The organism is Alphaproteobacteria bacterium (genome assembly GCA_030680745.1).
Taxonomy (GTDB): Bacteria; Pseudomonadota; Alphaproteobacteria; order JAUXUR01; family JAUXUR01; genus JAUXUR01.
Map to the genome: position 1 here is coordinate 1 of JAUXUR010000055.1, position 23,539 is coordinate 23,539.

The 23,539-nt window shown below is 35.4% G+C and carries 19 protein-coding genes and 1 tRNA gene; 10 read left to right on the forward strand and 10 right to left on the reverse strand.

Translation table 11 applies throughout. From position 1 onward, the window contains the following. Positions 1 to 336: 336 nt before the first annotated feature. Complete coding sequence (locus Q8L85_06160; GenBank protein ID MDP1724269.1) at positions 337 to 1,179, reverse strand: hypothetical protein; 843 nt, start codon at positions 1,177 to 1,179, stop codon at positions 337 to 339. A 486-nt stretch (positions 1,180 to 1,665) separates the two neighbouring features. Between Q8L85_06160 and Q8L85_06165 the strand changes: the two genes are divergently transcribed. Next, positions 1,666 to 2,331: a hypothetical protein gene (locus Q8L85_06165; GenBank protein MDP1724270.1), complete on the forward strand. Its 666-nt coding sequence runs from the start codon at positions 1,666 to 1,668 to the stop codon at positions 2,329 to 2,331. A gap of 130 nt (positions 2,332 to 2,461) precedes the next feature. After that, the gene (locus Q8L85_06170) at positions 2,462 to 3,487 is read left to right on the forward strand and encodes a hypothetical protein (GenBank protein ID MDP1724271.1); all 1,026 of its coding nucleotides are present in this window, start codon (positions 2,462 to 2,464) and stop codon (positions 3,485 to 3,487) included. Between the two features lie 70 nt (positions 3,488 to 3,557). Here the strand turns inward: Q8L85_06170 and Q8L85_06175 are convergent, their stop codons facing one another. From Q8L85_06175 to Q8L85_06185, 3 genes are all read right to left on the reverse strand, one after another. Then, on the reverse strand, positions 3,558 to 4,259 hold the full coding sequence (locus Q8L85_06175) for a hypothetical protein (GenBank protein MDP1724272.1): 702 nt from the start codon (positions 4,257 to 4,259) through the stop codon (positions 3,558 to 3,560). Between the two features lie 443 nt (positions 4,260 to 4,702). Continuing rightward, complete coding sequence (locus Q8L85_06180; GenBank protein MDP1724273.1) at positions 4,703 to 5,110, reverse strand: acyl-CoA thioesterase; 408 nt, start codon at positions 5,108 to 5,110, stop codon at positions 4,703 to 4,705. A gap of 67 nt (positions 5,111 to 5,177) precedes the next feature. Continuing rightward, positions 5,178 to 6,395, reverse strand: a complete 1,218-nt coding sequence (locus tag Q8L85_06185; protein MDP1724274.1) for an MFS transporter — start codon at positions 6,393 to 6,395, stop codon at positions 5,178 to 5,180. Positions 6,396 to 6,857: 462 nt separating this feature from the next. Between Q8L85_06185 and Q8L85_06190 the strand changes: the two genes are divergently transcribed. Genes Q8L85_06190 through Q8L85_06200 form a run of 3 tightly spaced genes read left to right on the forward strand, consistent with a single transcriptional unit; the run spans position 6,858 to position 10,834 of the window. Continuing rightward, entirely contained in the window at positions 6,858 to 7,757 is a 900-nt protein-coding gene (locus Q8L85_06190; protein ID MDP1724275.1) for a phospholipase D family protein, read from the forward strand. Between the two features lie 43 nt (positions 7,758 to 7,800). Then, entirely contained in the window at positions 7,801 to 8,604 is an 804-nt protein-coding gene (gene map, locus Q8L85_06195) for a type I methionyl aminopeptidase (protein ID MDP1724276.1), read from the forward strand. A gap of 52 nt (positions 8,605 to 8,656) precedes the next feature. Continuing rightward, entirely contained in the window at positions 8,657 to 10,834 is a 2,178-nt protein-coding gene (locus tag Q8L85_06200) for a methyl-accepting chemotaxis protein (GenBank protein ID MDP1724277.1), read from the forward strand. A gap of 482 nt (positions 10,835 to 11,316) precedes the next feature. Here the strand turns inward: Q8L85_06200 and Q8L85_06205 are convergent, their stop codons facing one another. Then, a complete protein-coding gene (locus tag Q8L85_06205; protein ID MDP1724278.1) occupies positions 11,317 to 12,303 on the reverse strand; it encodes a hypothetical protein in 987 nt (328 codons plus the stop codon). Between the two features lie 179 nt (positions 12,304 to 12,482). Between Q8L85_06205 and Q8L85_06210 the strand changes: the two genes are divergently transcribed. The 4 genes from Q8L85_06210 to era all read left to right on the forward strand — a co-directional run bounded on the left by Q8L85_06210 (position 12,483) and on the right by era (position 15,284). Continuing rightward, a tRNA-Thr gene (locus Q8L85_06210) sits at positions 12,483 to 12,557 on the forward strand. Between the two features lie 46 nt (positions 12,558 to 12,603). Continuing rightward, positions 12,604 to 13,368, forward strand: coding sequence for a signal peptidase I (gene lepB / locus Q8L85_06215; protein MDP1724279.1), 765 nt, complete (start codon positions 12,604 to 12,606; stop codon positions 13,366 to 13,368). Positions 13,369 to 13,674: 306 nt separating this feature from the next. Then, positions 13,675 to 14,391 (forward strand): ribonuclease III, encoded by a 717-nt coding sequence (gene rnc / locus Q8L85_06220; protein ID MDP1724280.1) that lies wholly within the window; start codon positions 13,675 to 13,677, stop codon positions 14,389 to 14,391. Beyond that, complete coding sequence (gene era, locus Q8L85_06225; GenBank protein ID MDP1724281.1) at positions 14,391 to 15,284, forward strand: GTPase Era; 894 nt, start codon at positions 14,391 to 14,393, stop codon at positions 15,282 to 15,284. The genes rnc and era overlap by 1 nt, the downstream gene beginning before the upstream one ends. Positions 15,285 to 15,636: 352 nt before the next feature. On the opposite strand, the gene eno is transcribed toward era, so the two are convergent. The 5 genes from eno to tpiA all read right to left on the reverse strand — a co-directional run bounded on the left by eno (position 15,637) and on the right by tpiA (position 21,163). After that, positions 15,637 to 16,905: a phosphopyruvate hydratase gene (gene eno / locus Q8L85_06230; protein MDP1724282.1), complete on the reverse strand. Its 1,269-nt coding sequence runs from the start codon at positions 16,903 to 16,905 to the stop codon at positions 15,637 to 15,639. A gap of 117 nt (positions 16,906 to 17,022) precedes the next feature. Continuing rightward, complete coding sequence (kdsA, locus tag Q8L85_06235; GenBank protein MDP1724283.1) at positions 17,023 to 17,877, reverse strand: 3-deoxy-8-phosphooctulonate synthase; 855 nt, start codon at positions 17,875 to 17,877, stop codon at positions 17,023 to 17,025. Then, positions 17,862 to 19,532 (reverse strand): CTP synthase, encoded by a 1,671-nt coding sequence (locus Q8L85_06240; protein ID MDP1724284.1) that lies wholly within the window; start codon positions 19,530 to 19,532, stop codon positions 17,862 to 17,864. Before Q8L85_06240 ends, kdsA begins: the two co-directional genes overlap by 16 nt. A 259-nt stretch (positions 19,533 to 19,791) precedes the next feature. Further along, on the reverse strand, positions 19,792 to 20,349 hold the full coding sequence (secG, locus tag Q8L85_06245) for a preprotein translocase subunit SecG (protein ID MDP1724285.1): 558 nt from the start codon (positions 20,347 to 20,349) through the stop codon (positions 19,792 to 19,794). Positions 20,350 to 20,458: 109 nt separating this feature from the next. Beyond that, positions 20,459 to 21,163 carry a triose-phosphate isomerase gene (gene tpiA / locus Q8L85_06250; GenBank protein ID MDP1724286.1) on the reverse strand — a complete coding sequence of 235 codons (705 nt, stop codon included), beginning with the start codon at positions 21,161 to 21,163 and terminating at the stop codon, positions 20,459 to 20,461. Between the two features lie 126 nt (positions 21,164 to 21,289). Here tpiA and Q8L85_06255 point away from each other — a divergent pair, with 126 nt between their 5' ends. Further along, on the forward strand, positions 21,290 to 23,176 hold the full coding sequence (locus tag Q8L85_06255) for a SurA N-terminal domain-containing protein (protein ID MDP1724287.1): 1,887 nt from the start codon (positions 21,290 to 21,292) through the stop codon (positions 23,174 to 23,176). Positions 23,177 to 23,539 lie beyond the last annotated feature (363 nt).

A 23,539-nucleotide genomic window follows, 5' to 3' on the forward strand; every position in this document is an offset into this window, starting at 1 on the left:
TAGGTAGAGAAGCCCTTAAAAAGGGATTACATATTTTAAAAAAATCATTTAATAACATATTAAAATTGCTTTATCAAATGATAGTAACCGTTCATTCAGAGGCTTGCCCCTTTGAGTGAATTTCGTGTGGATCTCTCAGGACTTGATCGCGGGATCCATAAAACTTGTTAAAAAGTAAAGATATATATTCATCATTTTACTTTTTTAGCATGGACCCCGCGATCAAGTCGCGGGGCGTAGCAGGGGGGGCTGGAGTTACCCCATGTTTTTGTATAGGTTGATCTTGCCTAGGTTTTAGGAAAAGCGCAATCCTATAGTGTGAAAGAGGACGAGGAATTAACGAAACAAAGAATCGTCAAATTCATCGTCAAATTCAGTGGCGGTGGTTTCGTTGAGGTTTTCGTCTTCTTCTTCCCAGGAAAAATTGTTGGGTTCAACGATGGTGTTTTCGCCATCCTCTTCACAGGAAAAAACGACACGATCTCCAAAAATTTTTTGTAATTCATGTTTTCCTAGAAATCTACCTTCACTAAAGTATTGAATATTTGTGTTTTTTAAATTTAAGTGGGTAATAGAATCAGCCAATCTTTTTAAAGATTCTGGCAAATAACGAAGGTTTGGATTATTGGATAGATCAAGATATGTTAGGTTGGAGAGTTGTCCTATATTTTCATGTATGGTTTCAAGGTTGTTACCTGAAAAATTAAGTGCTTTTAAGCTGGTTAATTCTCCTATTTCTTTAGGTATGGTGGTGATATGGTTTTCATTCAAATAAAGTTCCTTTAATTTGCTTAAATTGTTAAAATTACGGGGCAATGATGAAATATTGCAAGAAGGTAAATTTAAATTTGTAAGCCATGTTAAAGATGAGCATAATTGTTCAAAATTATTTACGATAAGTCGTGATATTGCTTTACAAATATTATCTTCAGGATTCCAAATTCGTATTTGGTCGCCTTTTGATATCATTATTTGGAGACAATCTGATGTAGCTTTTATCAAAGATGATTCTATGGATTTGTTTTGATAAAGATTTAAAAAAAACGCATTAATGTCTTCTGATGTCTTTGATAAAAAATTATTTAAGATTGTTTCTTTTTCTTCTTGTGTTAAATCTGCTTTTGCTTGAAATGAAAATGTATTTAACATGACAATGGCGATGAATAGTATTTTTTTCATTATTTTTTCCAATTGCTTATTATGGTGGTATAGTGTCGTATACGAACTCGGAATTTATTGGGTTGTTTTAATTTCTGAGTTCGTACTACTAGATTTTTTATTAAATAACATGGACTTGATATAAATTCAATAGGAGGCATATTGAATTTTAATATGTTTAAATTAATTTTACTCAGCTTCAGCAGGAATCAATCGTGGCTTATGGTTTTCATCAATAGCAACAAAAATAAAGGTGCCTTGTGTGACTTTCACCCAATTGGTTGCTGAAAATCTTTTATGTGCTCAATATTTTTTATCAACTTTTCATAATTTTTAGACTTTAATTGCGTAGAACATTAAAATAAAGTATATTTTTTTAATTTTAAAATAAGATTTATGCATGGTTTGTAAATTAATTAAAATTGTTTTAAAATAATAATATAAAATTATTGCTTTTTTTAAATATTAGTTTATTATAAAATTATTAAAAACGTATTGGAGTCTGTTATGAGAAAAAATTTAATTTGTTTATCAGCAATTATTTTTTTAAATATTTTTACAATCAATATTTTTAGCGTAACTGATGTAAATGCAGCGCCTGTTATTATTAAAAAAAATATTATTACTGATTTTTTTGGTACGCGTATTGTTTTTAAGCAAGGTCAACAAGAAATAGAAGCTTCTATTTGTGATTTAGAACAACATGTTAATGATTATGCTTTACAAGAAGAGAAAAACGTAAATACAGATCTTAATTTTGTTAACAAATATAAAGAATTAATTTTAAATAAGATTTATTACCAATCCTATGAAAATGCTAACAATATGGGAAAAACGTTGTTGACTGATGTCCATCAGGCGCCTTATTATTTAGCTCAACGGTTAGAAAATGATCTGTCTGATATTTTTAATAAGAATTTCAAAAAAATTATTGGAACAACTTTCGGTCTTCAGCAAAAAATAATCCAATTAGCGAATGCTATGGCAAAATTAGGAAACACTAGATTTAAAGACAAAATATCAGAGCATCAGCAATCACTTCGCAATCGAGAATTCTGCGATGAAGGATTTCTTCAACGAATTATTTGGGAGGATAATCTTCTTCTGGATTTATTAGTTTCTTCGTTGGAGAGGTGCGATGAACTTTTAGAAGCATTTGACTTGAAAAAGTAAATAATAGAGAGTACTTTGAAAGATTAGATCATGCCCTTGTTGCATATGGGATTGGTAGGTCTTTCAAAATCCTTATCTGTTTATTTTATAGGCTTTCTATTTAGGATTTATTTTTTAAAAGGACTTTTTTATGAAAAAACAAATATTTTATGTTCTGTCGATATTAAGCGTTATTTTTCAGACTAGCCTGTCTTTCGCGGGCAAAGATTCTATATTGATATTTGATCAAGAGCAAGAAGATGAGTATAGGGCCTATATACATCAATCCGTAAAAAATCAACTTGAACAACTTGCATTAGATCCAGAAGGTAATAATGCATTATTTATTGGAAGAACGGAAGAGCAAGGAGCCGATAGCAATAATACGGGTTCTATAGGCCCAAAGAATCTTGTCAATGAACAAACACATTGGGTATTTCTGGATTGTGCTCAAAGAGAATCTAAATCGAGTAATGATATTATACTCACAATTGAAGATTTAATTGATTTTATTGACAATACTGCCGCGAATCAGCTGACCGAAAAATTTAAATTGGTTGTTATTGATTCTGGCGTATCTTGTTATATCATAAATATGAATGTTTTAAACAAATTAATAGACTGGGTTGCGCCAGGTGAGGATACTGCTCTTCTTTTTGAACATATTCCATGTAATGTTTATTCGACTTGTAGCGGTTCATTTTCTGCGGGCTCCACATTATCGGCTCTACAGGCACCTTGGAAAAAACAAGAAAAATGGGAACAAGGCGAGGAAGTCTTTTTTGTGGAGATAGGACAAAATTCTTTACCTTTGCGGGCGTTTCCAAATGTCCGGGATCCTTTTTGCAAAATCTATTTTAACACAAAGTTAGAAGATAAGGTCTGGGATAATCAAGATTTTTATGAGAATTCAGCGAAATATATAGAATTGGTAGGCTTGCAAAATCAGATGATGGATATGCCGATGGTTAATACATTTAACGCGTTGCGTCCAGAGTTGGGAGCTTATTTTGATGGGTTGCGTGTACAAAAAATTCAAAGTGCGTTAACAAAAGTATTTAATGTTGTTGAATTTAAAGCAAATGATAACGAGCACTATGATGCCCCTTTCGTTAAATCTATGACGTATGCGCCCTCACAATGTTCCTTCTGGTGGGTAGCCTCTGCGAAAAAGTAATGCCTGTTAATACCCGTCCTAATCGGTTTCACAAAGTTTTGAAGCCGATTAGGACGTTTATCTTTCCTTGTTAAGAAGGGGTCTGAATATATTCTTTCAATTGTTCTTCATGTTTTAAAGCCGCAATCAAAATGTCTAAAACTGGCAGATTATTTTCGTTTGATATAAATAGGCCTAGTGTTCCTCCCTGATTACAAGTATTATCTGCTGCACAGGATTCTCTTACCCCCTCTATATGTTCTTTGAAGGTAGTGTGACCTATGTTAGCCAGAAGATTGGAGAGATGCTCAAGTTGACTTGCGAAATCTCTTTTAGAGCGAAGAATTTCTTTGAAATGGTTCTTGATAATTGGAGTCATATCTTTTTCTATTCTAGCAAAAAGAGGACCTGGAACACCTCGATGAACCTCAAATAGCTCTTTTTGTATGAGTCGGCTCATTCGTGATTTTACAGAACTCAATATCTTTCTAATTAATTCATGATAATCGTTTACAAGCTGGAGCACATTTTCTTCCCCAGGGTTTTCCAGTTGGTTGGCAATATTATTCAAATTCTCAATATCATTACCTATAATTCTAAACAACTGCTGCTGTGTTGTTGAACCAGCAAAAAATTCAGCTCCCTTAAACGGCAAGAGTGACTTATTCAAATCAGTTAGATCATCTTGTGTGTAAGCGGCAAGCATATATCCTTGATTATGCCCAGTAGCATATGCAGGAATGTTGGTAATCATAAAACTTGAGATTCCTAAAAAAAACAAACATTTCTTCATCCTACAGACTCCTCACTATAATATATTGTTACGTTTATTTACGAATGTTGTTTTTGGTATTTGTCTGTTTCATGATGAAACAGGCCCTCATATAATAATATTAGGGTATAATTATTAATTTTTAGTAAATATTCAAAAAAATTTATGATACTGCGGCAAGATATAAAAAATTAATATAAAATCATTAAGGAGTCCTGTGGAAGAATACCCAAAAATATGTTTCCAGTGTTTAACAGAAGCAATTGATAGCAGCTTGCTGGTTGGTCGTATGTTGATGCAAATAGTTGGAGCTTTTTCTGTGTTCAGCGCTTTTTTTAATTTTTTTCTATTTGTGTAACACAGTCATTATTTAATATAAGGTGTGTGATAGAAGATTCGGCATGGAAGGTCGTCTTGTGTTCCTACTTACTTGACTTTGAGCAGTGAAACGTTTTAAAAAAGGTTTACTCAGCCTCAGCAGGAATCAATCTTGGTTTATGATTTTCGTCAATGGCAACAAAAATGAAAGTGCCTTGTGTGACTTTCACCCAATTGGTTGCTGAAAATCTTTTGCGGACCCATGATTCAACTTTAATGGTTAAAGATGTTTTTCCAACACGTTCAATATGTGTGTAACAACTTACTTCATCGCCTACAAAAACAGGTTGATGAAATTCCATTTTTTCAATTGCAACGGTTACAGCGGGTCCGTTTGCGCGTCGCCATGCAGCGCTACCTGCGGCCATATCCATAAGTGATACAAGCCATCCACCAAAAATATTGCCATTGGCATTTGTGTCTTTAGGCATAGCAATCATGCGTAAGGTGGGCTCATATGGTGGTGGTATTAATTTTTGGTCTTTATTTTCCATAATTAAAAAATCCTAAGTTTAATAAATTATTTACTTATTTAGTTATACCATAAAATCCATGGCAACCCTATCTGATTTTTTCTTCTATAATATTAAGTTGTTTGTTTTTAAACAATGTAAGGCTAAAGATTATAAAAGTAAAAAAACTTACACAAGAAACTATAATCACGGGTGTGTATTCTATTTGATAACGATCAACCAGATGCCCCGAAAGACTTGGCGCTAAACTACCAATGGCGGTGCCACTCATAAACAATAAATTAATATGACGGCTTCTGTTTTTTGGATCAAAAAGTTGATTCATTAAAACGTGAATGGGGGCTCCAAAACATGCAGCAGCGATAGTTAAAAAGACTTGTCCCCAAAGGTTTTGCTGTTGAATGAGATAAAAACCTAAACAACTTAATGGAATGACTATAAGGGATGCGATTGTCATGATTGTTTTGGCTGAATATAGATCTGAAATTTTTCCAAAAAATGGATTGAGGATAATATAAAGCAACAAGCATATCAGGGTTGCCATTAAGCCAATATTTGTATTTGCACCTAATATTTTAGTTAAATAAAAATTGGAATATGTCATGGGTAACCAGACAGTAAGGCCAACCATTATTCCTATTAAAAGAACGGTTAAGATTGATTTTGAATAGGGGATAGAGATTTGTTTTATTTCTACACTCGATTTTAAGTGGGTGCTTAGTTGTTTGCGCAAAAAATAACTCGCAAACGTCACAATGCCACCAATGATGAAAAAGATGCGCCAAGATTCACCTGTTACATAATTATTGATATAGAGCCAAGCAAAGCTGAAAGCAATAAGACTTCCAATTGTGCCAGATGCAACAAGAATGCCGCTTATAAGTCCTTGATTATCTTTATATTGCTCCATTAAATAGGTGCCTGCTATTGGGTATTCACCACCCAATGAAAGGCCTTGAAGCGCGCGCAAAAAAACAAATAAAAAAGCACAAATGATACCGCCATATTCGTAAGAAGGTAAAAAGGCAAGGCCAAAAGTTGCGATACTTGCCCATTTCAAAGAAGCTGTAAGTGCTTGATGACGGCCTTTTAAATCTGACATACGGCCAAAAATATAACCACCTATAGGGCGTATAACAAAAGGGAGCGCAAATAAAAGCAAACTTAGCAGATGCACTTCTGTGGAGGATAAATTAGGGATGAAAAAAGGCGTAATAATGTAACCTAAATGAGCAAACAACAAAAAATCATAATAATCAATGATGTTTCCTAATACGACTAATGCAAATATTTTTTTATTTTTCATGGGGATATCCTTAAATTTTTACAACGCTGAAAACTATCATTAAACGTGTTTTTTGAAAACAGTGATATTGATGTTTCACATTGTTAGGTGCAATAAATATTAACTTGTTGAAAATACTAATTAAAATTTTATGTGTAGTAAAATATATTAACATATAAAAATCTAAAAGTAATTTTATCCTTTAAAATCAACAATCATTTTTATAAAATCTTTTCATAAAGCATTAATAATTTTTTAAACAATTTTAACATATTGTTTTTTATAAATTATTTAATTTATTATTATTTTTCAAATAGATAATAATTTTTTTAGTAAAATCAATGGAATGTATTAATTCATAAAAATTAATTTATAAAATTTTTTACTTTTTTATAGTTTAATATCAAAATAGTGTTTGATTTTTAATTTATCTAATGTCATTCTTCCTTACCTATTTAATTTTTTTTGAGTGAAGATGAAAACATGTTTATAAAATCTGGCATTATTGGTTTAATTTTATTTTTTTCTGCTGTAAGTGCTTATGCTGTAGGCGACGACGATAAAGAAAATTTAAAAGATATTACGCTTGAAAATTGTGATGAATTACTGCCTCCTAAGAAGAGACAAAGAATTAGTGAGCAAGACGAATTAAGTTTTTTTGCGTCAACAGAAGAATTAACTTCAAAATATAAAGAAAATTTGGCTCAACAGACTTATATGAAACAGCTTATTAAAGCGCACAGAAAAAAAAGAAAACCTATTGAACGTAAAGATGTTACGTTAGGTGCTGAAAGTTTTACATCGGATTCAAAATGGCAAACATGTTTTACGCCGCAACAAAAATGTGGGGATTTTTTAGTATCAATTTTTAGAAATGCTAAAAAATCAATCTATGTGCAGGCTTATGTATTATCTTCAACACCAATTGCAAATGCATTGATTGAAGCGCATAACGCAGGCGTTGAGGTCAAAGTTCTTGTTGATAATTCACAACTTTTGGTTTCGTATTCAAAAATTTCTTCACTTGATGAAAAAGATATTAAAGTTTACGCTGATGTAAATGCGACGCTTGCTCATAATAAAGTTATCATTGTTGATGAAGAGACTACAATTACAGGATCTTATAATTTATCTGCAGCTGCCGATATACGTAATGTAGAAAATTTAATTGTCATTAAAGATCCAAACGTTACAAGATCTTATCTTGATAATTTTATTTCGCGTTATGAAGATTGTCTCCGTTATTATAAAAAAAATCAACTTGTGCCTGATCTTAAAGAATCTCCTACGCATAAAAGATCTATAGCTGAGCTGAAAAGTAAATCTTTGTTAGCACCTAATCCGGCTTGGGTTAAATTAAATTTTGATGCTATCCGGAATTAAAAAAATAGGTTATTTTTGAGACAGTTCATCTAAGAGAGAATAAATGTCCAAATATGCTTATAAAAATCTAATTCTTCATAATGAAGCAGATTTTGTCGAAATGCGTGCAGCCGGGAAACTGGCTGCAGAAGTGCTTGATTACATTACACCTTATGTTGTTCCTGGTGTTACAACTGAAGAACTTAATCAGCTTTGTCATGATTTTATTATTGCGCATAATGCAATTCCAGCACCTTTAAATTATCGTGGTTTTCCAAAATCGATTTGTACGTCTGTCAACCATGTTGTTTGTCATGGCATCCCTGGACCAAAAAAATTAGTTGATGGTGATATCATTAATATTGATGTGACTGTCATTCTTAACGGCTGGTATGGCGATACAAGTCGTATGTTCTATGTTGGTAAAGTTGGTGTTAAAGCTAAAAAGCTAATTGATGTGACATATGAATGTATGATGCGTGCGATTGAAATTGTGCGTCCTGGTATTACATTAGGTGACATTGGGCACGTCATTCAAGAACATGCAGAAAAACAACGTTTTTCTGTTGTGCGTGATTTTTGCGGTCATGGGATTGGACAAATTTTTCACGACCCACATATCACAGTACTGCATTATGGACGTAAAAATACAGGCATGAAACTTCAAGAAGGCATGTTTTTTACAATAGAACCGATGATCAATGCCGGAAATTATGACGTTAAAGTGCTGAGTGATGATTGGACTGCAGTTACACGAGACAAATCTTTATCTGCTCAATTCGAACATACAATCGGCGTAACGTCTAATGGTTATGAAATATTTACACTCTCGCCAAAAGGGTATTTGTGTCCCCCATACAATTCCTGATGTAGACAATTATTAAAAAATCCTGAATACTATTATAAAAGGGGAGATAATAATGGTTCAGGGTACTTCTTTATCAAAAAAAATACTAATCTTAATAATTGCAACGATCTTAGTAACTGGGCTAAGTATCGGATTAGTTGGATATTTTAGTGCTAAAAATATTATCCAAGATGGTGTTGAAGAAAAATTAGAATCACTTCTTCAAAATCGTAAGAAAAATTTGAATGATTATTTGAGTCTTATTCAACAAGATTTATCTTTTCAATCCCAAAATCCTTTCATTCATCAAGCTTTTCAGGATTATCAGAAAGCTTGGCAGGAAATGGGGCCCCAAACTGGCGAAAAATTACAACAAGCTTATATTACGAATAATCCTAATCCTGTTGGAAAAAAAGAATATCTAGATTTTGCAAGTGATGATTCTGTCTATAGTCAATTTCATAAGGAATATCACCCTTGGTTGCGTTCCTTTTTAAAAGAGCGCGATTACTATGATATTTTTTTAATTGATATGGATGGTAATATTGTTTACACCGTTTTTAAAGAGCTTGATTTCGGATCAAATTTGCTTAATGGCAAATGGAAAGATACGGATATTGCAAGAGTTTATAGGGACGCGAGAAATTCAACAGATCCTGTAAAAACTTTTTTTAGTGACTTTGCGCCTTACCTTCCGTCGTATAATAAGCCCGCTAGTTTTATTGCAAAACCTATAATTAATAAAGAAAATAAAACAATTGGTGTAATTGCATTCCAAATGCCTGTTGAGCGACTTAATCAGGCAGTTCAATTTAATGATGGCATGGGCAAGGATGGAGAGGTTTATCTTTTTGGTGGCGATAGCTTTATGCGCACACAATCGCGTTTTACAAAAAACAGCACTATTTTAAAGCAAAAGATTAGTGATGATCTTGTAAATCATGCTTTAACACAAAAACCAGGCATTGATTTTTATACAAATTATCGTTCTCTTGAAATGTTGGTGGCTTATGATCACATTGAGATATTGGGAACAAAATGGGGTATTGTTGCAGAAGCAAATAAAGACGAAATTTTTGCATCAGTTGATACTTTGCGAAATTATACTCTGTTTATTTGCTTAATATGTCTAGTTTTTTTCATTTTAGTGTCTGTTTATTTTGTAAGACGTAAAATCACTAAACCTATTGAAAATATTATCAATTCTATGACTGAGTTATTGAAGGGTAATATAGATGGTGTAATTCTTACAGAAAACCAAAATGATGAAATTGGTAAAATGGCACTTCCTCTTGAGCAATTTAGGCAAAATGTACTTGCGATGGATAAAATGAATGCATTTAATCAACGCATTATGAATAATCGAAAGCAACTTCAAGAGCAAATTCAAAATATTTCTGTTCAGTTTAATCAAGAAATTAATTACGCAAGCAAACAATTTGATTCAAGTGGTAAGCATATGGTTGGTGTTGCAGAGTATATGCTTCAAGCGTCGGAGCGTCTAAATGAAAAAAGTATGCTTGTTACAAAGTCAGCGCGCATGGCGGCTGAAAATACGCAGACAGTGGCCGCAGCGACTGAAGAGCTTGCGTCATCGAGCAGTGAAATTGGCAATCTTGTGACATTTTCAAAGAAAGCGACGAATGAAGCATCGCTTCAAGCGATTAAAACAAATGAAACATTTAAAAAACTTGTTGAAAATGCAGATCGCATTGGTGAAGTTGTAAAACTTATATCAACAATTGCCAATCAAACAAATTTGCTTGCGTTAAATGCAACAATTGAAGCAGCAAGGGCAGGTGAAGCAGGTCAAGGTTTTGCAGTCGTTGCATCTGAAGTAAAGGGTCTTGCACATCAAACAGCAAAAGCAACAGAAGAAATATCAAAGCAAATTTCAGATATGCAGCACGCAACAAAAAGTGCTGTGAACGATATTGAAGCGATCAATCAGGCTATTGTGCAAATTGATGAAGTGGCAATTAACGTTTCAAGTGCGGTTGAGCAACAAAAAGCAGCAACGAATGAAATTGCGCATTCAATTCAAGTAGCTGCACACAATACAGATGAGGTTTCAGAAAACATGGCATTGATTTCTAATGAAGTTCTTGAAACACAAACAATAGCGCAAGATGTACAAAATGCTGCAAGTGATATATCAAATCATATGGCTAGTTTTACGGTCAGATTGCAAGATATTATACTTGAAATTCAAGAAAATATTGAGCAATCAAAGAATGAACATGTTGCGTAATTTTTGGTTTAAGCGAATTTTGCAATTAAAATTTTTGAATTTCTGCTCAACTAATTGAGTTAATAAGTAAATAAACGAGCATCGTCATTGCGAACCCCCGTAGGGGGTGTGGCAATCTAGTCAAAAAAATAAACATTTATAGTGATTGAAAGGTTATTTTCTAGATTGCTTCTTTGTCTTCGACTCATCGCAACGACGGAAAACCAAGGGTTCTTTTACGTACACAATATGAATAATGCTCTCCAAAAAGAAAGCATTATCTCAAAAATTATACTAAATATAAATATTTTCCCCTACTTATGCGCAATGATATGGAAGCAGGGGCGTAGGAGATTGTAGTGTTTTCGAGTTGTTTCACTATAGTAGAGTTTCTAATGAAGTCTATTATAGTTGATAGACTTGAGAAGTAGACAAGGAACAACGAGCGAAGTGTATCCCTGTATAAATGAGTGAGACGTGACGATGTATCCTTCCAATGTCTATCAACTATAGATGTTCCCAAATCCATTTTTGCCTAATAAAGAAACATAAAGAACAAAACCTCTATTTATGCGGCCTGCAAGACATCCACCTTTGGTTAAGTGTCCTTCAATCGCAGCATCATATAGCATTTTGAGGGCGTCAAAATCATTCTCATGAATGAATAATTCTAAAGCAAGACTAAAGGCGCGTGACCAAATAATTTGAGCATTTGGACAATTTTTTGCTGCTATTTCCTGGTCCATTTGATTGAAATGCGCATGCAAATAAGCTTTTAAACTATCTGTTGAAACAATGTCTTTTTCGTATTGATAGCCCACAAATAAATCAGCATGTTGATCTATAAAGTTAATCATTTGTATGCCGATTTCTTGAAGACTGTGATGAGGATTATCAATGTCTAATGCAGCTCCTATGTTTGCAAGATCTTGAATTTTATTCTCGGCACCAAAAATATAGGCATCAAGAACATGGACATTAGAATTATTCGGAATACTGCGTAATTTTTGATCTATTTCTTTAAATTGTGTAATTAAGAGCATCTGTTCATTAGAAATAAGCATCATCATTTTGTCTTCTAAACGTATCCATATTGGGATGTATTCATTTGGAAGGTCAATAGGGTGTATTTCTTGAATAGGCTTTTGATATAAGGGGGGCTCAACTAAAATCTGTGCGATTAAAACGTCATTTGATGTGTCAGGTGATTCTATTTCAGCAGATATTGTTGAATTGTTTTCGGGTTGTGTATCCACGTCAGGAATTGATAAAAGAGGTGCAAGTTCGGTGTCTTCTATAGTTGATCGATCGCTTTCAGCAGATATTGTTGTATTGTTTGCGCTGGAGATTTCAGGTTGTGTATCTTCATCAGGAATTGATAAAAGATAGGCAAGTTCGCCATCTTCTAAAGTTGATTGATCATTTTCCATAGCATGCGTTGAACATGAAATGAATAACGAAAGTGTTACGAAAGAAACAAAATTTTTCATTTTTTAGCCTTATAAAAAAATAATTAACAGATTAACTTTGATCTTAGCATTGTTTTAATATCTATTCAAAAAAAAGGTTGAATTTTTGATTGTTGTTTTTTCTAAATTTTAAAGGTTCCGCTTGATTTTTTTGAAATTTTATGGCAATGTCGCCTTTATCTGTGACAAACAGAATACATGCCGCCGTGGCTCAGTGGTAGAGCACACCCTTGGTAAGGGTGAGGTCGCGCGTTCGATCCGCGCCGGCGGCACCATTTTTAACAATATGCAAATAGTCGCAGCAAACTTAAAGGTCATCCCATGAGAAAAGTTATTGTTGAATGGATTAACGTTATATTTTGGGCAGGGCTTATCGCTATTGCCTTTCGTTCCTTTTTATTTGAACCCTTCCGTATTCCTAGCTCTTCTATGGTCCCTAATTTGCTTGTAGGTGATTATCTTTTTGTTAATAAATTTTCCTATGGTTATGGGCGTTACGCTTTTCCTTTTGGATTTCCACCCTTTGAAGGTCGTTTTTTTGATCGTCCTATCGAACGTGGTGAAGTGGTTGTTTTCCGTATCCCAGACCATGATAAAGATTATATTAAACGCTTTATTGGGATGCCAGGTGATCGTATCCAACTTAAAGAAGGTATTCTTCATATCAATGGTGAAGCTTGTAAGCGCGAGAAGATAGGTGAGTATTTGTATCATGTTGAAAATACAGGCGAAATAAGACGCATGGATAAATATCGTGAAACCTTGCCTGGAGGCAAAAGTTATGAAATTATCCAAGAACCTGATTACCAAAACCCATCGAACCCTTATATAAAGATTGCGAATAATACACAAGAATATGTCGTGCCTGAAGGGCATTATATGGGTATTGGTGATAATCGAGATCATTCTGGCGATAGTCGTTATTTACGTGATGTAAGACCATCAAATATTGGTTACATCCCAAAACAATATGTTATTGGTCGCGCGTCGATTAAATGGTTTTCTTTAGAAGACGCCGATATTTGGCAAATCTGGAAATGGCCATCAGCGATTAGGTTTGACAGAATTATGTCACCGATTCGTTGATAATTATTAATATTATGGGCAAATTCGTCGTCAGTTCTGCGCTTCCGGTGCTCATGTACCTAAAGTACATTCCGCGCCGGTTCTCGATCTTTCTAGACTTTGCCTCATAATATTAATAATTCTTTTTTTCGTCATTGCGAGGGGCGCAGCTCCGTGGCAATCTCCTTGAAAAATTGAGATCGCCACACCCCCTGCGGGGGTTCGCGATGACGATCCAGGATAGTTCGTCATTAGAAAGTATACTTTCATGATGTTAGAAAATTATGTATTAATCCTATTCAATAAAACACAAAGGAATTGAACTACTTGAATTTTAAATTTACTGAAAAACAAATTAAAAAATTATCGACTCTTCTTGATTGGCCTATTCAAAATGTTGTTCTTTTTGAAGAGGCTTTTTTGCATCCAAGCTGTTCCTACTTAAAAGCATCAGGCGCGCGTAATTATCAGCGACTCGAATTTTTGGGTGATCGCGTATTGGGTCTTCTGGTGTCTGAAACGCTTTTGAAATTATTTCCTAATGAACCCGAGGGTAAAATTGCACGAAGGTTTACTGCTTTAGTATGTATGGATATGCTGGCAGAAATTTCACAAAAACTGAATTTGGCGCAATTTCTTTTTGTATTGCCTGGCGTGAGTGAAGAAGCTCTTAAAAATAGTGCGTCAAGTCTCGCCGATATCGTTGAATCAGTGATTGCAGCGCTTTATCTTGATGCTGGACTTGAAAAAACACGCGAATTTATAGAAAAACATTGGATGTCATATATTCAAGGACATCAGACACCGCCCAAAGATCCCAAATCAGCTTTACAAGAATGGTTGCAGGCACAAGGATCGCCGTTGCCCTCTTATGATCTTGTTGAAACAAAAGGTGCGTTGCACAATCCAATTTTTGTGGTTGAAGTTAAAGGGGAGGGGTTTTTGCCTGCTCAAGGTGAAGGTAATTCAAAAAAAGTTGCAGAGCATAAGGCTGCGCAACAAGTACTAAATAATCTTGAAAATATAATTAAGGAAATTAATTAATGACGACCAAATGTTCTTTTGTGGCGCTTATAGGCGCACCTAATGCCGGTAAATCAACGCTTATCAATAATTTTGTTGGGACCAAAGTATCGATCGTATCACCAAAGGTACAAACAACACGTGCACGCGTTTTAGGTGTATTAACCGAAGCTGAAACGCAGCTTGTTTTTATCGATACGCCTGGTATTTTTAAGCCTGAAAAAAGATTGCAACGCGCCATGGTAGAAGCCGCCTGGCAGGGCGCTTATGATGCTGATTCCATTGTTCTTATGGTTGATGCGGCGAAATATAAAAGTCATGACAATGTTCAATTGTTTGAAAAATTGAAGAAACTGGAAAAACCTAAGATATTGGTTTTAAATAAAATTGATTTGATTGCTAAAGTAAAACTTCTTGAAATTGTTTCTTTTCTGCATACGCGTGGCACATTTGAGTCCATCTTCATGATATCAGCTTTAACATCTGATGGCGTGAGTGATTTAAAAAAGCATCTAACTGAGAAGGCATTGACAGGTCCTTGGCATTTCCCTGAAGGGCAATTATCGAATTTAACGGATCGTTTATTTGCAGCTGAAATTACACGTGAACAATTATTTTTGAAGTTACATGAAGAACTTCCTTATGGATTAACTGTCGAGACTGAATCTTGGGAAGAATTCGATAATGGATCGATCAAAATAAATCAAATGATTACCATTGATCGTGCTGGTCATAAAGCCATGATTTTGGGTGCAAAAGGCCGTATGATTAAGGAAATCAGTCAGACATCACGTGAAGAACTTGAAGTCCATTATGGTGTTAAAATTCATCTTTATTTATTTATTCGTGTGCGTGAAAATTGGCAAGATAATCCAAGTCATTACAAAGAAATGGGGATTGATTTCACGAAATAGTTAATCTATGGGACAAGAAATGAAAATAAGCCCATTTTTAACTATCCCGTTCTCATACACCGCAACGTATTTCTAAGAACTGAAAACAATTTTTTACCAAAAGCTCTTCAAAAAAAGGGTTTTTTGACCTCTCCCCTTGTGGGAGAGGTCGCGACTAAAGGGAGCGGGTGAGGGGTATTTTACAATTTTGGAGAGATGAGTATTTGTTTGGTAATGCTTAGATTATGGCGTGATGGTGTTATTTTTGTAAACGCTTTAGATACCCCTCACCCGTCGCTGCGCGCCGACCTCTCCCATAAGGGGGAGAGGTGAAACCGAAGAAATTTAATTTTCTGTCCCATAGATTGTGCATCTATGCACAACGACCTGCAAAAATAGCATTCGTGCCTAATTCTTCTTCGATGCGTAAAAGCTGATTATATTTGGCAAGACGTTCTGATCTGCAGGGTGCGCCTGTCTTAATTTGACCTGAATGTGTGGCAACAGATAAATCAGCAATAAAAGTGTCTTCAGTTTCGCCTGACCTATGAGAAATAATTGTTTTATATGAATTTTTATGTGCAAGTTCAACAGCATCCATCGTTTCAGATAAAGTGCCAATTTGGTTTAATTTAATGAGAACAGAATTTGCAACATTTTGGGTGATGCCTTGTGTAATCTTTTCTAAATTGGTGACGAATAGATCATCCCCAACAAGCTGGACTTTGGATCCAAGACGTTCCGTACATTCTTTCCAACCGCGCCAATCATCTTCAGCAAGGCCGTCCTCAATGGAGATAATAGGGTATTGGTTGATGTAACTTTCATAAAGATCTATTATTTCAGGTGCAAATAGGGTTTTGCCTTCATTGCTTAATGTGTAAGCACCATTTTGATAAAATTCATTTGAAGCAACATCAAGCGCAATCGAAACGTCATCTTTAGGTCTATATCCAGCACGTGTGATTGCTTCCATTAAAAAATCGAGTGCTTGTTTGTTTTCTTTTAATGTGGGTGCAAAACCACCTTCATCACCAACGTTTGTGTTAAAACCTTTGTCGTCAAGATAGGATCGGAGTGTGTGGAAGATTTCAGTACCCATACGCAAAGATTCTTTAAAAGAATCTGCATTATGGGGAACAATCATAAATTCTTGAATATCAACACCATTATTGGCATGTTTCCCACCATTGAGGATGTTCATAAAAGGGACGGGGAGAATACGTGCGCGTATGCCACCTAGATATTGATAGAGGGGTAATTCAAATTCACTTGCACTTGCTTTGCAGGCAGCAAGACTGACAGCTAAAATTGCGTTAGCGCCTAATTTTTCTTTGGATTTTGTGCCATCTAATTGACGTAAAAGAGTATCAAGACCGTTTTGATTTTCACTTTCGAAACCACTTATGGCTTGAAAAATTTCGCCGTGAAGTTGATCAATGGCTGATAGTACGCCCTTACCACAATAACGCTTTGAATCGTTATCACGAAGTTCTTTTGCTTCCCCTGATCCACAAGATGCTCCTGAGGGAACCGAGGCTCTGCCCATAGCACCAGATTCTAATATCAGATCAACTTCGATTGTTGGATTGCCTCGAGAATCAAGAATTTCACGTGCACGTAAATCAACAATTGCAGACATTAGAACCTCCTATCATATTTTATCTTAAGGCTATTATGCAGATTATGGAGCAAAGTCTAGAAAGAACAAGTGACTGAAACGTAGTTCTGACGACGAATTTGCCCATAAGATGGGTAATTAAGCAGCCAATGGTATGCTTTTAGCCATCGCATCAAATGCTTTTAGTGTCTTTAAAAGTGCTTCCATTTTATGGAGTGGCACCATATTAGGTCCATCGCTTGGCGCATTATCGGGATCTTGATGTGTTTCAAGAAAAACGGCTGCAACGCCTACTGACACGGCTGCACGCGCTAAAACTTCTACAAATTCGCGTTGTCCACCCGTTTTTGTGCCATGTCCACCTGGTTGTTGAACGGAATGGGTTGCATCAAAAACAACAGGATAGCCAGTTTGTGCCAAATAGGGGATTGCACGCATATCTGATACTAATGTGTTATAACCAAAAGAAGCGCCGCGTTCACAGAGCATAATATTGTGACTGCCTGCCGATTCGACTTTTTTAACAACGTTTTTCATATCCCAAGGTGCTAAAAATTGTCCCTTTTTAATGTTAAGGGGTTTGCCTGTTTTGGCAGCTGCTATCAAAAGGTCTGTTTGACGACATAAGAAAGCTGGTATTTGAAGTACATCAACAACTTTGGCAACAATGGCGCAATGTTCGGGTAAATGAACATCAGTAATCACAGGTAATTGAAGCTTTTCACGAATTTCTGCAAAAATTGGCAGGCTTTCTTCAAGGCCAATGCCACGATCACCTTCAATGGAGGTTCGGTTTGCTTTATCATAAGAGGATTTGAAAATGAGGCTAATGCCCAGTTTTTGAGTGATTTCTTTTAATTTAGAGGCCATTTCAAAAGCGTGATCTCGTGATTCAAGAACACAAGGTCCTGCAATAATCACCAAAGGTAAGTTATTGGCAATTTTAAAATTGCCGACTTGTACCGTTTTAATTTGATTTATGCTGTTTGACATTCTTTTTGTCCTTCATGAGTCGTATAAACGATATTTCGTTTTTGAATAAGGGCCGCTTTAACAAAAGATGTAAAAAGGGGATGTGGTGCAAAAGGACGTGATTTTAGTTCAGGATGAAATTGTACAGTAATAAACCAAGGATGGTCTTTATATTCCATAATTTCTGGCAATTTTCCATCGGGTGACATACCTGAAAATATAAGACCTACTTTTTCAAGTGCTTCACGGTAAGCAATATTGACTTCATAGCGATGGCGATGACGTTCGTGAATTAATGTTTCACCATATACACGATGCGCAAGGGTACCTGGTTGAATTTGACATGGATAGGCGCCTAAACGCATTGTGCCACCCATTAAACCTTCAGCATGACGTTTTTCAGTCGCACCATCTTTTTGCCACTCAGTCATAAGGCCAACGATTGGATCTTCACAAGGTCCAAATTCAGTAGTGCCTGCATTTTTAAGCCCTAAAAGGTTTCTTGCAGCTTCAACCATTGCCATTTGAAGACCAAAACAAATCCCAAACAAAGGAATTTTATTTTCGCGTGCATATTGAATGGCAATCATTTTGCCATTTGCGCCACGTTCGCCGAAACCACCAGGAATAAGAATGCCGTCGGCGCCTGCAAGCAAAAGGCGAGGAGAAACGCGTTCTAAGCGATCAGATTCGATCCATTCTAAATCAACACGTGTTTCATTGGCGATGCCACCATGGGTTAAAGCTTCAATGAGTGATTTATAAGAATCAAGATGGGATGTATATTTGCCCACGATTGCAATGCGAATCGTTTCTTTTGGATTGCGAATTTTAGCAACAATCGAATCCCATTGCGCCATATTTGGTTTTTCATCATTGGGAAGAGCAAAATGTTTTAAGACTTGACGATCAAAACCTTCTTGGTGATAGCGTGTGGGGACGGAATAAATAGTATCAACGTCAAGGGCTGCGATTACATTTTGAATGGGAACATTACAAAATAAAGCGATCTTGGATCTAGTGCCTTCGTCAAAAGGACGATCTGAACGACAGAGTAAAATATCAGGTTGTATCCCAAGATTTAATAATTCTTTAACAGCATGTTGTGTTGGTTTTGTTTTTAATTCACCGGCAGATGGGATATAGGGTAAAAGTGTTAAGTAGATATGGAGGACTTGGTTTTTACCAAATTCATTCCCCAATTGGCGAATCGCTTCAATGAAAGGAAGCCCTTCTATATCGCCTACGGTGCCGCCAATTTCGCAAATCATAAAATCAAGATCTTCTGTATTGCGCGTAATATAATCTTTAATCATATCAGTGACATGCGGAATAACTTGAACGGTCGCACCTAAGTAATCACCGCGACGTTCCTTTTGGATCACCGCTTGATAAATTTGGCCTGATGTTACATTATCGCTTTTTTGAGATGAGACGCCTGTAAAACGTTCATAATGACCTAAATCTAGATCCGTTTCACCACCATCATCGGTTACAAAAACTTCACCATGTTGAGAAGGGCTCATTGTGCCTGGATCAACATTAAGATAAGGGTCAAACTTACGAATGCGGACCTTGTAGCCGCGTGTTTGCAAAATAGCAGCCAAAGCAGAAGTCGCAATGCCTTTACCCAAGGAAGAGGCAACGCCCCCAGTTACAAAAATATAGCGTGTCATTTTTTAAAGTCTCGAAATGTTCATAATATTATAAGGTTAATACAAAAATAGGCTTACTATACTTTTTCTGTTTCAAACTGTGGAGGGCGTTAGATTTCTGGATTCAACATGCTCATGTATAAATAGATACACGTAGCAGTTTTCACCGCTCATCTTCTTGACCCACATTTTGAAACCGCTTGAGTATAGATAAACTACTATGCCTCTTTTAAGTTTTTATTATGCCGATTTAAAATCAGGCTAAGATCAAGCCCAAAATTTAATTTTTGGGCGCTTCATTATTTTCTTGTGGTGCCACTGGCACTTCAGCAGGTTGAGCAACATTAGAAGTTGGAGCAGAAGCTTCTGGCTGTGCTGTACTTGTTGCTTCAGTTTTGGACGCTTCAGTCTTTGGCGCTTCAGTAGATGATGGCACTTGAACAGGCGTAGTTGCTGGTGCTTTTTCTTCAACTTTAGGTGTATCTAAAGGAGGTGTCACAGCTTTTGGGGCTTGTCCTGCAATTGGTGCAACAGGGACTTGAGGTTTAGCATCTTCTTTTTTAGCTTCTGGAGCATGCGTTTTAAATGAATCAGCAATTGATTTAGGCTTGCTTGCAGATTTTGAATACATTGCAAGACCAATGCTTGATAAAAAGAAAAGCGTGGCAAGAATTGCTGTTGTTTTTGTCATAAAATTAGCTGTTCCACGAATGGACATAACGTTGCCCATTTGACCAGAAACAAATCCCGAGGCACCACCTTCGCTGTGCTGCATAAGGATGAAGAAAACTAGGCCGATCGCAATGATAATATGAACAACCAATAGAAAAGTGATCATTTTCGTTCCTTATATTTATTCGTTTGGACGTAAAATTGATTTCAGCCCATCCTACTTAATTACCATTTTTTTGCCATATATTTCAAGCCAAAATTTACTTTTTTTATTTTTAACGTTCTTTCAATGCCAAAAGTGATGCAACTTCAAGGCTTGCGCGCCCTACAAGAATGCCGTCAACTTGATCTGAGGTAAGAATATCAGCTGCATTCTGGGGATTGACGGATCCTCCATAAAGGACTTTCAAAGGTTTTAAGTAAAGGTTTTTTATAAATTGATGCATTTCGTTAATTTCTTGAATGTTTGGTACCTTGTTTGTGCCAATCGCCCAGATCGGTTCATAGGCGATAACAATTTCATCGTTTATCCCTTTCAGTACATTCAATTGATGTTCAATTTTTTGAAAAGCTGTTCCTTGTTTTTTATCTTCTAGGCTTTCACCCACACAAAAAATAGGTGTGATTTGCTGTTTTAATAATTGTTGAATTTTGGCCGTTAATATTTTTTCGTCATCTTCATGATAAATTTGCCGTCTTTCAGAATGCCCTATAAGACAATAAGAACAATTGAATTCTTTTAGCATTTCAGCTGAAATGTCACCTGTAAAAGCACCATTTTCAAATGAAGAACAATTTTGTGCCCCTAATATATATTTTTGGCTATTCAAAAATTTTTCAAATGACGCTAAAAGTGTGAAAGGAGGGCAAAAAATGTAAGTGTAAGTATCTGTTTTTGAATCTAAAAACGTCTTTAGAAATGCCTCCGCCATGGTCTTTGAACCGTACATTTTCCAATTGGCGACAATTAATTTTTGCATATTCTTTCCTTAAGTTAAGATCAACACTTTATTAAATACACAATTTTGTGCGATAATGCATCTTGCATGCGACACAAATCATTCGTAACATGTGTCGAAAGTTCAACGAAAAAAGATAGAGTAACGATGCTACAGTTTTTACGTTCTAACGCAGGTTCATGGATCATCAAAATTTTGATGGGTCTTATTATCATCTCTTTTGCAGCTTGGGGTATAGCAGATATTTTTGTTAAAGATCCAAATGCTACTGTTGTTGCAAGCGTTGATGGCCATAAAATAACATCCTTAGAAGTAAAACAGGAAGTTATTAATTATGGCAATTTAATATCCAGACAATTTGGTCAAGAATTTAACATTGATATGCTTAAACAACAAGGTATGCATCGTAATGTTGTACAAAATCTTTTAAAAGATGCATCTATTAAACGATTTGCTGAAAAATTTAAATTACGGGTTGGTGAAGGCCAAATTCGTGATTCAATTTTAAAAAACCCCATGTTTAAAACAGAAGATGGTCAGTTTAATGCTGAGCATTTCAAAAGATTTATGGGGATGATGGGTAAATCAGAAGCCAGTTATATTTTTGATACACAACGCAGAATCGTACAATTAGCATTAAGTGATACGCTTGGAAGTGCTATAAAACCACCAAGTTTACTTGTTGATGATATGTATAATTTTAAAAATGAAAAACGTGTTGCGCAATATATAAAAATTCCAAATGACTCTATGACAGCTTTACAACCAACAGATGAAGATTTGAAAAAATATCATGAAGAAAAAGGGGAAAAATTTATGGCCCCTGAATATCGTAGTTTTAAGCTTATTAAGTTTAATCCAAAGCAAGAAGCTGAAAAAATTCAAATGAGTGATGAAGAATTAAAAAAGCTTTATGACGATAATATCCAAGAATATACACGTCCTGAAAAACGCGAAGTTGATGCTTTTATTACCCATGATATGGATGCAGCACGAAACGTTAAAAATCAGTTGATTGCGAAGAAAGAACCTCAAGCAATTGTTGATGCGATGGGTAAAGAAAAAGTGACGTATAATGATTGGGGTCTTGTGACATCTGATGATATTCCTGAAGAAATTAAAGACGCTGTTTTAATTCTTCCTTTGGGTGAAATTAGTGAGCCACTCCAAACAAAAGATGGATTTTATATCACACGTATTAAAAAAATTGAAAAAGCAGGCGTTGATTCATTTGAAACAGTGAAGTCGCATATTGCTGAGAAAGAAAAATTAGCGCGTGCAACAGATCAACTTATTGATAAAACAAATAAAATTGACGAAAAGGTTTCTGAAGGTATATCTATTGAAGATATTGCTAAAGAAATGGATGCACCTCTCCAACATGTTGATCTTGTTGATAATATGGGTGTTGCTAAAGTGCAGACGGAAGATTCAAAAGATCCTACAAAAGCACCTAGCCAAGAAATTGTTCAAACAGTTTTTGCGTCGCCTTTAAAAGAGGTTTCTTCAATTCAAGAAAACACACAAGGCGAGTATTATATTGTTAAAGTTGAAGAAATTTTACCAAAGACTTTAAAGCCTTTGGACGATGTTAAAGATCAAGTTAAAAAATTGTGGACGATGCAACAGCAAAAAGAAATGGCGGAAAAGAAGGCACAAGAAATTGTTGCTGAGGTTAAAAAAGGTCAAGCTCTAACGACATTTGCAAAAGCAAATAATTTAGAAGTTAAAACAACTGAAGAGTTTACACGTGATGGTAAACCTTTGAAAGGTATTTTCCCGCGCAATGTTTTAACAACATTGTTTAAAGAAAAACCAAATGGTGTTGAAATGGGTTTAAGTGGTTCAGATTACGTTGTTGCACAATTGGATCGTATCATTCCGATCACGACAAAAGAAAAAGAAAGCGAAGAAAAAATTACGAAGTCACTTGAAAGTGATTTAAAGAAAGACATCATGGATCAACTCGAAGAAGCTTTGCTTAAAAAATACAATGCGCATATTGACGAAGAAGCTCTTGATAGCGTTTTGTAATCATTATTAAGTTGCTTTGATATTTAAACTCCACCTCCTACGTCCCGCGGCTTGTCCGCGGGATCCATGATGCAAAAGTCTGCAGAAAATTGTTTATCGTACCTTCTTAAACGTTTTCTGGATCCCGCGAACAAGCCGCGAGCATATCATTACCCACAAGTGTTTCAACATATTGATATTTAACAACTATTTACTCCTCACCTCCTACGTCCCGCGGCTTGTCCCTGAGAGATCCACACGAAATATTTTTATAATACGTTGAAAAATAATAAAAATTCCATAAACACTGCATGATGTTTATAATCCTATAAAAACAAACACATACATAGGATTGGTACCATGCAGCTGATGGAATTATTGCAT

What these genes read in the sequence shown, in the direction of transcription:
- secG (MDP1724285.1), bottom strand. Translation starts at nt 20,349, where the DNA reads ATGATCACTTTTCTATTGGTTGTTCATATTATCATTGCGATCGGCCTA.
- Q8L85_06240 (MDP1724284.1), bottom strand. Translation starts at nt 19,532, where the DNA reads ATGACACGCTATATTTTTGTAACTGGGGGCGTTGCCTCTTCCTTGGGT.
- Q8L85_06165 (MDP1724270.1), top strand. Translation starts at nt 1,666, where the DNA reads ATGAGAAAAAATTTAATTTGTTTATCAGCAATTATTTTTTTAAATATT.
- Q8L85_06160 (MDP1724269.1), bottom strand. Translation starts at nt 1,179, where the DNA reads ATGAAAAAAATACTATTCATCGCCATTGTCATGTTAAATACATTTTCA.
- eno (MDP1724282.1), bottom strand. Translation starts at nt 16,905, where the DNA reads ATGTCTGCAATTGTTGATTTACGTGCACGTGAAATTCTTGATTCTCGA.
- Q8L85_06175 (MDP1724272.1), bottom strand. Translation starts at nt 4,259, where the DNA reads ATGAAGAAATGTTTGTTTTTTTTAGGAATCTCAAGTTTTATGATTACC.
- Q8L85_06170 (MDP1724271.1), top strand. Translation starts at nt 2,462, where the DNA reads ATGAAAAAACAAATATTTTATGTTCTGTCGATATTAAGCGTTATTTTT.
- Q8L85_06190 (MDP1724275.1), top strand. Translation starts at nt 6,858, where the DNA reads ATGTTTATAAAATCTGGCATTATTGGTTTAATTTTATTTTTTTCTGCT.
- lepB (MDP1724279.1), top strand. Translation starts at nt 12,604, where the DNA reads ATGAGAAAAGTTATTGTTGAATGGATTAACGTTATATTTTGGGCAGGG.
- era (MDP1724281.1), top strand. Translation starts at nt 14,391, where the DNA reads ATGACGACCAAATGTTCTTTTGTGGCGCTTATAGGCGCACCTAATGCC.
- Q8L85_06180 (MDP1724273.1), bottom strand. Translation starts at nt 5,110, where the DNA reads ATGGAAAATAAAGACCAAAAATTAATACCACCACCATATGAGCCCACC.
- kdsA (MDP1724283.1), bottom strand. Translation starts at nt 17,877, where the DNA reads ATGTCAAACAGCATAAATCAAATTAAAACGGTACAAGTCGGCAATTTT.
- tpiA (MDP1724286.1), bottom strand. Translation starts at nt 21,163, where the DNA reads ATGCAAAAATTAATTGTCGCCAATTGGAAAATGTACGGTTCAAAGACC.
- Q8L85_06200 (MDP1724277.1), top strand. Translation starts at nt 8,657, where the DNA reads ATGGTTCAGGGTACTTCTTTATCAAAAAAAATACTAATCTTAATAATT.
- Q8L85_06255 (MDP1724287.1), top strand. Translation starts at nt 21,290, where the DNA reads ATGCTACAGTTTTTACGTTCTAACGCAGGTTCATGGATCATCAAAATT.
- map (MDP1724276.1), top strand. Translation starts at nt 7,801, where the DNA reads ATGTCCAAATATGCTTATAAAAATCTAATTCTTCATAATGAAGCAGAT.
- Q8L85_06185 (MDP1724274.1), bottom strand. Translation starts at nt 6,395, where the DNA reads ATGAAAAATAAAAAAATATTTGCATTAGTCGTATTAGGAAACATCATT.
- Q8L85_06205 (MDP1724278.1), bottom strand. Translation starts at nt 12,303, where the DNA reads ATGAAAAATTTTGTTTCTTTCGTAACACTTTCGTTATTCATTTCATGT.